Consider the following 9,073-nt stretch of genomic DNA (forward strand, 5'->3'; position numbering starts at 1 on the left):
CCGATGTTCGGGGGTGGAAGACGTATGGCGCGAGTAGTGCTCGTACATGGTGTGGGAAAGCAGTACCTGGGACGCTGGTCCCTGCACACCGCTCTTGCGGCGGCCGTGGTAGACGGTGTGGAACGCACAGGGGCTGAGGGGCTGCTCTCACCGGAGGATGTGGACATCGCCTTCTACGGCGACGCGTTTAGGGCCGTGCCCCGGCAGACCAGGGGCGCGGACGAGCCGCGACGGGTTGCCGACCTCGACGAAGGACTGGAGCAGGACCTTCTGCTGGCCCTCTGGGAGGCGGCAGCTACGGCGGAACCTGACCGTGTTGCCGCGCCTGCGGCCGAGGGGACGCGTGCGCCCACGCCTCTCACGGTCCAGCGGGCCATGAATGCGCTCCTGCGGTCCCGCTGCATGCCGGGCGCGGTCGCGGAACGCTTCCTCCTGGGGACGTTGCGTCAGGTCCGCAGGTACCTGGAGGACGACGCCGTCCGCCGCCACGCCCGGAACGCGGTCGCCTCGCGCATCGGTCCGGACACCGCGGTGGTGGTGGGCCATTCCCTGGGATCAGTGGTGGCGTACGAGGCCCTCTGCGCGGACCCGGGGAACGTGCGGGCGCTGGTGACGCTCGGCTCTCCCCTGGGCATGCCGAAGCTGGTCTTCGACCGCCTGGACCCGGCGCCCGTGGACGGCCGCGGCGCCTGGCCGAAGGGGGTCCGATCCTGGACCAACCTGTGCGACGGACACGACGTCGTGGCGTCGGTCAAGCGAATCGGGCCACTGTTCGACGTACCGGGCGGCTGGCGCGCGGTCGACGACCGAGTGGTGGACAACGGATGGAAGGTGCACGACCTGGGGCGCCATCTGACCGACGCGAGCACCGGCCAGGCGATGGTCTCGGCGCTGCGCCTCACGGACGTCCCTTCTCCGGGGACCCGGTGACGGAGCCAGGGCCTTCTGCCGACGGCCGCGGTCCCGGGCGCCACGTGTTCGCCATCGGTACGGCAGAGTACAAGGACGCGTACTGGTCCCCCCTGCCCAAGGTCCACCCGGACGTTGCGACCGTCATCCAGACACTGGACCGTTTCGGATACGCGCCGGCCGCCTCCCACCTCACAGGAATGCTCGATCCCCTGGAGTCACGGGACGTGGAACTGTCCATGTTGCGCTGGCTGCGGGAGCACTTCGGCTTCGAGGACGACGTTCTCGTTGTCTACTGCGCCGGTCACGGCGTTGAGGAGTATGACCACTACCTGATCTGTTCTGATACCGAGTCTGATCCCGCTGCCCTGAAGGTGACAGCCCTGGCGACCGCTCGGCTGGTCGAGCTGGCTGCCGACGCCGGGGTGCAGCGCCTGCTGGTCGTCATCGACGCTTGCTACGCCGGCGACGGTGCCGCCGACGTGCTTGCACAGACGGCCAAGAGCCACCTCCTCTCGGTCTGCGCCTCGCGCAGGGACCAGCGGATGCATTGGAAGTCCCTTGCTGTGCTGAGCGCCGCCCGGAGCGGCGAGGAGGCACAGGACGGGGCGTTCGCCGAGACGCTGGCGGCGGTGCTGGGGCGGGCGGTGGAGAAGGACCGTGTCCTCGTGGGAGAACGCCCTCCGTACATCCACCTCTCGGACGTCGTTCGAGAGGTCAACCGGGAAATGTCGGCGCGGTCCCTCACCCAACGCGCCGACCTAGCCGTCGTCCACGACGACGGCACGGGTTTTCTGCCCAACCCCCGTCACGTCGGTGGACTCGACGAGGACCTGGACCTGGCCGAACAGCGCGTGGCCTCCGAGCAGCACCGCCTGCGACGCAAGGATCTGGTGGAGCACTTCGCGCCCCGGGGCGTCGGGGCGCACGGCCCTGAGGAGACCGGCCACTACTTCACCGGCCGTACCGCGGTTCTCACCCGGCTCGCCGGATGGCTGCGCGGCGACTCAGAGCGGGACGTCCGCCTCTTCCGGGTGACGGGAGGACCGGGAACCGGAAAGTCGTCGGTGCTGGGGCGCCTTGTCACCCGCTCGAACCCTGCCACCCGCCACCGGATTCCCGACGACACTGTCATCGTCTCCACGGACGTGCCCCCAGGCACCGTCGATCTCGCCGTCCACGCGGCGGGCAAGCGGCTCACCGACGTCCTTGGCGCACTCGCCGACGCCCTGGAAGCGCCCACGGCCGACACCGCAGACGTAATGAAGGCTCTTACGGCACTGAGCCAACCCTTCACCCTCGTCATCGACGCCCTCGACGAAGCCGCGCGGACCGGTGGTGCCCACGAGGCCGTGAACATCGACAGCTTTCTTGGCCGGGCGACGCACCATGCACCGTACTTCCGCGTGCTCGCAGGAGCGCGCCCCGAGGCTTTCGAGAACAGCACTGGGTCCGAAACGGTAGCTCTCCTCGACCTGGACGATCCCCAGTGGATCGCCCGCCGGGACCTTGTGGACTACTCCGCCCGCCTCCTCGCTGCCCCGCACGGACAGGGCAGCTCTTCCGGGCTCCCGCACGACCTCGTCGACCGGGCCGCCTCGGAGATCGGGCGCGTAGCCTTCCCCAACTACCTGGTCGCCCGCATCGTCTCGCGTGCTCTGGCCAGCCCAGACCGCGACTTCTGGAACGCGGACCCCACCACTTGGGCCTCAATGCTGCCCCAGCCCCTGGAACAGGCGGTGTCCCGCCGAAGAAGCAGACCCTACGCCGGTATCGGCCCCGCGTTCCTCTGGGCCCGTAACGTCCAACTATCTCCCGACCAGACCCACCTCTACCGATCGGTGCTGCTGCCTCTCGCCTACGCTTTCGGATCAGGCCTCCCCTTGCCCGGAATCTGGGCCGGCCTGGCCAGCCTGATGTACGGCGAACCGGTCATTGAGTCGGAGATCGCCGACCTCCTCACCACGGACGCAGCCGCCGCCTACGTCACCGAGGCGGTGGACGCCCACGGGCGGTCCGTATACCGCCTGTACCACCAGGCCCTGGCCGACGATCTGCGCAGGGGGCACGTGCGGGGCGTGATGGACAACTGGTTGGCACAGCCAGCCAGCGGGGGCGTGGCAACCAGCACGCAGATCAAGCGTTTCATCGCCCAAGCCGTCCACCGGACGCTGCTGGACTGCGTTCCCCAGACGCCGGAGGGAACCCGCGACTGGCGCGACGCTGATCCCTATCTCCTTGATCACCTGACCGCGCACGCGTCGGAGGCCGGGGCACTCGACGACCTCCTCGTCGACTACGAGTTCCTTGTCCACGCCAACCCCGACCACATCACCCCCTACCTTCAGGAGGCAAGGTCGGACGCCGCTCGACAGGCCACCGCGGTGTACCGCGCCTCGCTCGGCCGGCACCGCAGCGCGCCGCCGGAACTACGGCGGTGGACCCTGGCACTGGACGCCGTACGCGCACAGGACTACGAACTCGCCGAGCGTCTACAGCAGGGCGCGCTCCCCCTGCTCCCCTGCCCCGACTGGACCACCGCGTCGCCCCAGCCCGCCCTCCTCCGCTCTCTCAACGAAGTGGCGGCCCTCACCATCCTGCCGGACTCTCCTCTGGCCGTGACAGCGAACGACGACGGCACGATACAGCTCCGGAACCTCTCCGACGGCACGGCTGTGACAGGTGCCGACGCGACGGAGAGCGGCCCCATCACCGACATGGCCTGCCTCGACGACGACGAACGCTCCCTGCTGGTCACGGGACACGCGAACGGCGACGTCCGGGTCTGGGACCTGAGCCTCGACACGCCATACAGCCAATTGCTGCCCCTCGACCGGGACAGCACCGCCCAGGCTTCCATGGTGTTGGTGGACTGTGTTGTGGTCGACAAACGCATCGTGGTGGTTGCCACCGACGAGCACAAATGTGTCAGGACCTGGGAACTGGAAGGCATGGGTGCCGTCGGGACCGCCAAACAGGTGGCCTGCCTGCCGACCGGAACGATGGGCGAGGCGCGGCCCGCGCTGGTCCGGCTGTACGGGGTGCCCTGCCTCGCGACGTCCCGCCCGGGCGGTGGTTTCTCGTTGTGGACGCTCCCCGGCGTCGAGCCTTTCGAGCTCACGGGCGACGGCGGGACCGAGGCAGTGTTGGTCAGCGCGCTGGCAACACCCGCGGACACGGGGAACGCCAACTCCCTCATCGTGGCGGGCGACGCCTCGGGGACGGTCCACAGCTGGTCCGTCGCCGCGTCGCGATACCTGGCACCGGCCGGGAGGGAGGGCCGCCATCGGTTCACTGGGCCCGGCGCCCGTATTCGCACGATCGCCACTGCCAGGGTCGAGGACGAAGCCGTCGTCGTCACCGGCCACGAATCGGGGCATGTAAGGCTGTGGAACATGGGGGACCACGACGCCGTCTCCCTCGTGGGCCACAACGCTCCCGTCCGTACGGTGCATGTCACTCGACTGGACACCGGCCTGGCGGCGGTCACCACCGACGATGCCGGTCGGATGAATGTCTGGGACCTGGAGCACGCTATGACGCACCCGCCCGTCAGTCTCCGGGCGAACGTGCTGGCGAGTACGCGCGTCGGCAACGGCGCCGTTGCCGTGACCGGCCACTCGGACGGCGACATCCGAGTGTGGAACTCCGTATTGGGCAGGCTCATCGACCGGTATCCCAGGATGTCGCCCGAATCAGAACCGGTAACCGCTCTGGGCTGTACGGGTCTGCCGTTGGCGCCTGGGCCGAGCATTGTGTCCTGTCATGGCGGGCACGTCCTGCGGTTCCGAGACGGCTTCGCTCCGACCGCCACCGGCCACTGCATACGCGTCGGCCCCGTCGTCACCGTGCTGGACTGCGTCGCGGTCGCTGGGTCGGCCGTCGCACTGACGGGTCACGCGGACGGCAGTCTCCGGTTGTGGGACTTCGCCGACCCCGAGCACCCAGTCACCCTGCTCGCGGCGGGCGGACCACCGGTCGTGTCTATCGCCTGCACCAGTGCCACCGATGGAAACCCCACGACCGCCGTGACGGGCCACGCGGACGGTACGTGTCTGTTCTGGAATCTGGAGCGCCAGACGCGGTCGGGCAGGGCCCTGTCGGACGACCGCTCGACTGTCGTCACACTCGCAATGGCACCTCCCGGACCCCGCGCGGCCAGTGCCGCTCGTCTGACCGTCGTCGGTCACGCGAGCGGCGCGATCTTCGTCCATGACGGCATCACGGGCGGTCCTGCGGGACCTCCGCTGGCCGGGTCGAGTGCGGAGGCGGGGCTGCAGGCCCTGGCCTGCCTCTCCCAGGGAGGCCGTCCCTTCGTCCTCGCGGGGCACCAGGACAGCACGCTCGACCTCTTCGATCTCACCACCCGGACGCTCGTGGAGAGCGCATCGGTCTCGGCAAGCATCACCGCCCTGTCCTGGGCATCGAACCGGACGCCAGGCTCATCGCCGGACGGGCTGCTCAGCATGATCGCGGGATCGGAGCTCTACGTTCTGGGCGGCGGCTTCGGCGATCACACATCCGCCGGAAAGGACCGGAGCTCGTGAGTGGCCGAGCCTCACGAGTGGCACCGCCCGAGGGAGCCGTCTGGAGGCATCTGCGGAAGAACCTGGGCACTTGACGGGGACGCGACCACAGTTGCGGCACAGCCCTCTTAGCACCAACACGCCCGAATTCCAGCTCACATGCACACGTTGTAGTGATCGCCAGATAACTGTGAGCCGCTGGCCGGCTGGCTCACCATCCTGGAACCATGACCGCGCAGCCGGGACATTCCCGGAACACAGGCCAGCCCCCTGACATCAACTTCACCGTCAGCCACGTCGGCCTGGGGACCCCGCAACTCGGCAACTTCAGGCAGGAAGGAACGCTGAGCGAGATCAACTTTGCCATGAAGCGCGTCGTCTCCATCGCCATGTCTGCTGTCGGCGGCCCGACGGATCTCCAGCAGGTGAAGGATTTCTTTGCATGGCCGACATTGCAGGCTCCAGGAGTCCCCCCGACCAGCAACGACTGGGCAGCAATGTTCAACACCAAGACCAAGGCCTTCGTCGGACTGGCCGGAGTGACAGACACAGGAGAAACGCGAGCCATCGTCTGCGCCCACGCCATCCGGTTCACAGACCCGATGTGGGAGATGGTTCAAGAATCGGGCTGCGTTCTTCTGTGTACCGGCCTCAGCGGCGACCCCACCGCAGCCGAGTTCGGCGCCGCTGCCGGCAACCGGAAGCCCCAGGCCGTCCTCGCACAAGCAGTCTGCAACTGACCCACGCCTCAACCACCCGGGGCATCACTCCCATCGCATTCCGAGCTCGGACAGGTCCTCGACCCGTTCGGGCGCCAGCCGCGTTCGGCGGGAGCGGCTGTTGGCGATGAACACACCCAGCGCGTGCTCGGCCTCGCCGACCTTCTCGATATGCCGGTGGGGCACTTCCAGGTGCCCTTCCCGCTCCCGGTACTGGCGGGCAGCAGCCACATTCGCCGCCCACACCTCAGCCCGTGTACGCCGCGGCTGCGCCGCACCCCGCTCATCCTCCTGCATGGGGCTGAGCCCGAGCGCTTCCCTCAGCAGCCACTGCTGCGCCGCACCGAGAGTCTCCCAGTGACGCCGCTGTCCGCCGGCCCACTGCCCTAGGTCCTCGCCTTGGAGCACGACCCGTCCCGATTCCTCGGGCAGCGTCTGCCCGCCCTGGACGTGCAGCCGGGCTAGGTGGAAGCACCGCTGCCAGGCAACCGACCAGGAAGGGCACCACGACGGGTCGATGTCCTCCAGGGCCCGGCGCCGTGCCGCACTCAGCCCACCCGCCCCCTGCCCGCTCGTGCCCTGCCTTGCGGCCGCCCGCTGGTTCTTCAGCCACACCCCTACTGCGTACCCCTCCCACATGGCATCGGCCGGCGCCAGCAGGTGCCCGTGCTCCTGGGCCCACCCACGTGCAGCCGACAGCCCCTCAGCGAACGCGACCTCGGTATGCGACCAGATCATGCCGAGCTCCTCGAGCTGCCCCACTCGCTCCTGGCTCAGCTCCCCACGGGTATAAGCACTGCGCTGCCGGGTGATCCACACCCCCAGAGCGAACCCGTCCGCGGTCCGGTACTCGTACGGAACCGCCAGATCACCATGGTCACTGCGATACGCCAGCGCGGCTGCCAGACCTCGCCGCCAGAACTGCTTCTCGGGCTGCAGAACCCGCAGACTGATGAATGCCGCCAGCTGCGCGGGATCCCGAGGCCGGGAGAACGACAACAGCTCCGCAGCTACCTTCCCCACCTCACCCGGCACCGCCACCATCCGGCCGGCTGACCGGCCGCCAGCCACCTGAGGAGCGGCCAGCTGCTCCACGGCCTGGGCGTCGTGCGCCCGAAGAGCCATGAGAACCTTCACCAGCTCCTCGTAGGCCCGCGAGGCCAGCATCTCGTCAGGCTGCTCACCCGGGCCGAGGAAGACGGGAACGACCAGGGAAGCCACCTTGCCTTCGCCCGGCTGCATGCGAAGCGCCCGCCCCACCGCCTGGACGATGTCGACCGCCGACCCTCGCACGTCCGCGAAGACGACGGCATCGCACTCCTTGGTGTCCACCCCCTCACCCAGCACCCGCACAGAAGACAGCACCCGCGCCCATGCCGCCCCCGGAACAACCTCCGGCTCCGAAGCGAACTCCTCCAGCACCCGACCCCTGTGCCCCGGTTTGTGCTCCCCGCACAACCAGTCAGCCCACACCCCATCAGCCCCCGGGTAAAACTCCGGATCGCTCTCGTGCAGCTCCTTCGCCACCCCACCCAGGCCACTGGAGAACGCCTCCGCCTCACCCGTGCGGTAATGAAACGTCAGCAACCGCCTGAGCCACCGCTCCGCAGCAACCTTCATCACCGCCGTCTGCAAAGCCGCCAGCCGCGCCCCCCGCACCCGCGCACTCCTGCCCGTACTCCCCGCCAGATCGACCACGGGCAACCCAGGATCCGCGATGTCCACACACACCACCTGGTAACGAGCGATCAGCCCCCGCTCGATCGCCTCCGACAGCGACAGCCGGTACACCACCGGCCCGAACACCGTCTCGTCATCCATCGACGCAACCAGCTCACCGCCCTGCGGACCCTCCCGATCCGCCACCTCCCACAACCGCGGCGTTGCCGTCATGTACAACCGACGCAGCGCCGGCACCCGCCCATCGTCATGAACCCCCGCCCACGCCTTCCCCAACGCCCCCGACGTCCGGTGCGCCTCATCCACCACCACCAGGTCCCACGTACTCAGCCCCACGCGATGGCTCCGCTCCAGGACGCCCAGCCCCAGCGAGGCGTAGGTGGCAAAGACCGTCACCGAATCCAGGCCCGACACCCACCCCACCAACTCGGCCTCGTCGGTGGTGCACTGAAGAATCTGCGTGTCCTCACCCGACAGCGAACAAGCGCCGAACATCGGACCCCGACGCCCCGCCTCGCGCCACACCGACACCGTCTGGGCCAACAGCCCGAGCGTGGGAACAAGAACCAGAACCCGTCGCGCACGCAGAGCCCGAGCCGCGTGAACCGCGATCAGACTTTTCCCCGTGCCGGTGGCAGCAACAACCTGAGCCCGCAGCCCACCCGGCGACCCCGCATCAGGAACACACCCCAAAGCCCGCACCACCGCGTCAACAGCTTCTACCTGATGAGGACGAAGCTTCCACCGAGCCGACACAGCGAACCACCTCTCACCCCGGGGCACCCTGCAGAGGCACCACCCGCTCAGCGTAGAATTTATCCGCGCCCAGTTTTGATTGCAGACCCCGCAGGCTCAGCGTCAACTCCACTATGACAGGGACACCACCCACAGCGTGCGAGCTTGGACGAACAGTCCCCGCTCGAGCGAAAGCCAAGACGCGGCACCTAACCCCGCGCCATCGCCGCCCCGTAGCCAGCCGCCCGCGCAGCGGGCAGGATTGAAGGCGAAGCCGAAAAGCCTCAGGCAGGGGAGCGAAGCGGACCTGCCCAACCGGACTGCGCAGCAGTCCGGTTCGTTGCGGGCCGAGCGAAGCCGGCCCGCAACGAACACTCCGTCAAGCAACCGCAGCGCAGCGGAGGTTGCCCCTGGGGAGCGAAGCGACCCAGGGGCGCCGGGCGAAGCCCGGCGGTTTCGCTTGGACACGCGCAGCGTGTTCCAACCCGCGGAGCGGGTTGGAAC

Annotated in this window: 4 protein-coding genes; 3 read left to right on the top strand and 1 reads right to left on the bottom strand. The window is 68.7% G+C overall.

Annotated elements, in window-relative coordinates:
- The first annotated feature begins 117 nt into the window (after positions 1-117).
- From AB0E05_RS29245 to AB0E05_RS29255, 3 genes are all read left to right on the top strand, one after another.
- On the top strand, positions 118-930 hold the full coding sequence (locus tag AB0E05_RS29245; protein WP_361968875.1) for an alpha/beta hydrolase: 813 nt from the start codon (positions 118-120) through the stop codon (positions 928-930).
- A 44-nt stretch (positions 931-974) separates the two neighbouring features.
- Positions 975-5,456: a WD40 repeat domain-containing protein gene (locus AB0E05_RS29250; protein ID WP_361968877.1), complete on the top strand. Its 4,482-nt coding sequence runs from the start codon at positions 975-977 to the stop codon at positions 5,454-5,456.
- Positions 5,457-5,662: 206 nt separating this feature from the next.
- Positions 5,663-6,175 (top strand): hypothetical protein, encoded by a 513-nt coding sequence (locus tag AB0E05_RS29255; RefSeq protein ID WP_361968879.1) that lies wholly within the window; start codon positions 5,663-5,665, stop codon positions 6,173-6,175.
- 24 nt (positions 6,176-6,199) lie between these two features.
- Here AB0E05_RS29255 and AB0E05_RS29260 read toward each other — a convergent pair whose 3' ends face one another.
- On the bottom strand, positions 6,200-8,590 hold the full coding sequence (locus tag AB0E05_RS29260; protein WP_361968881.1) for a Helicase associated domain protein: 2,391 nt from the start codon (positions 8,588-8,590) through the stop codon (positions 6,200-6,202).
- Between the last annotated feature and the right edge of the window lie 483 nt (positions 8,591-9,073).

The sequence above is a fragment of the Streptomyces sp. NPDC048057 genome (assembly GCF_040653095.1).
Lineage (GTDB): Bacteria > Actinomycetota > Actinomycetes > Streptomycetales > Streptomycetaceae > Streptomyces.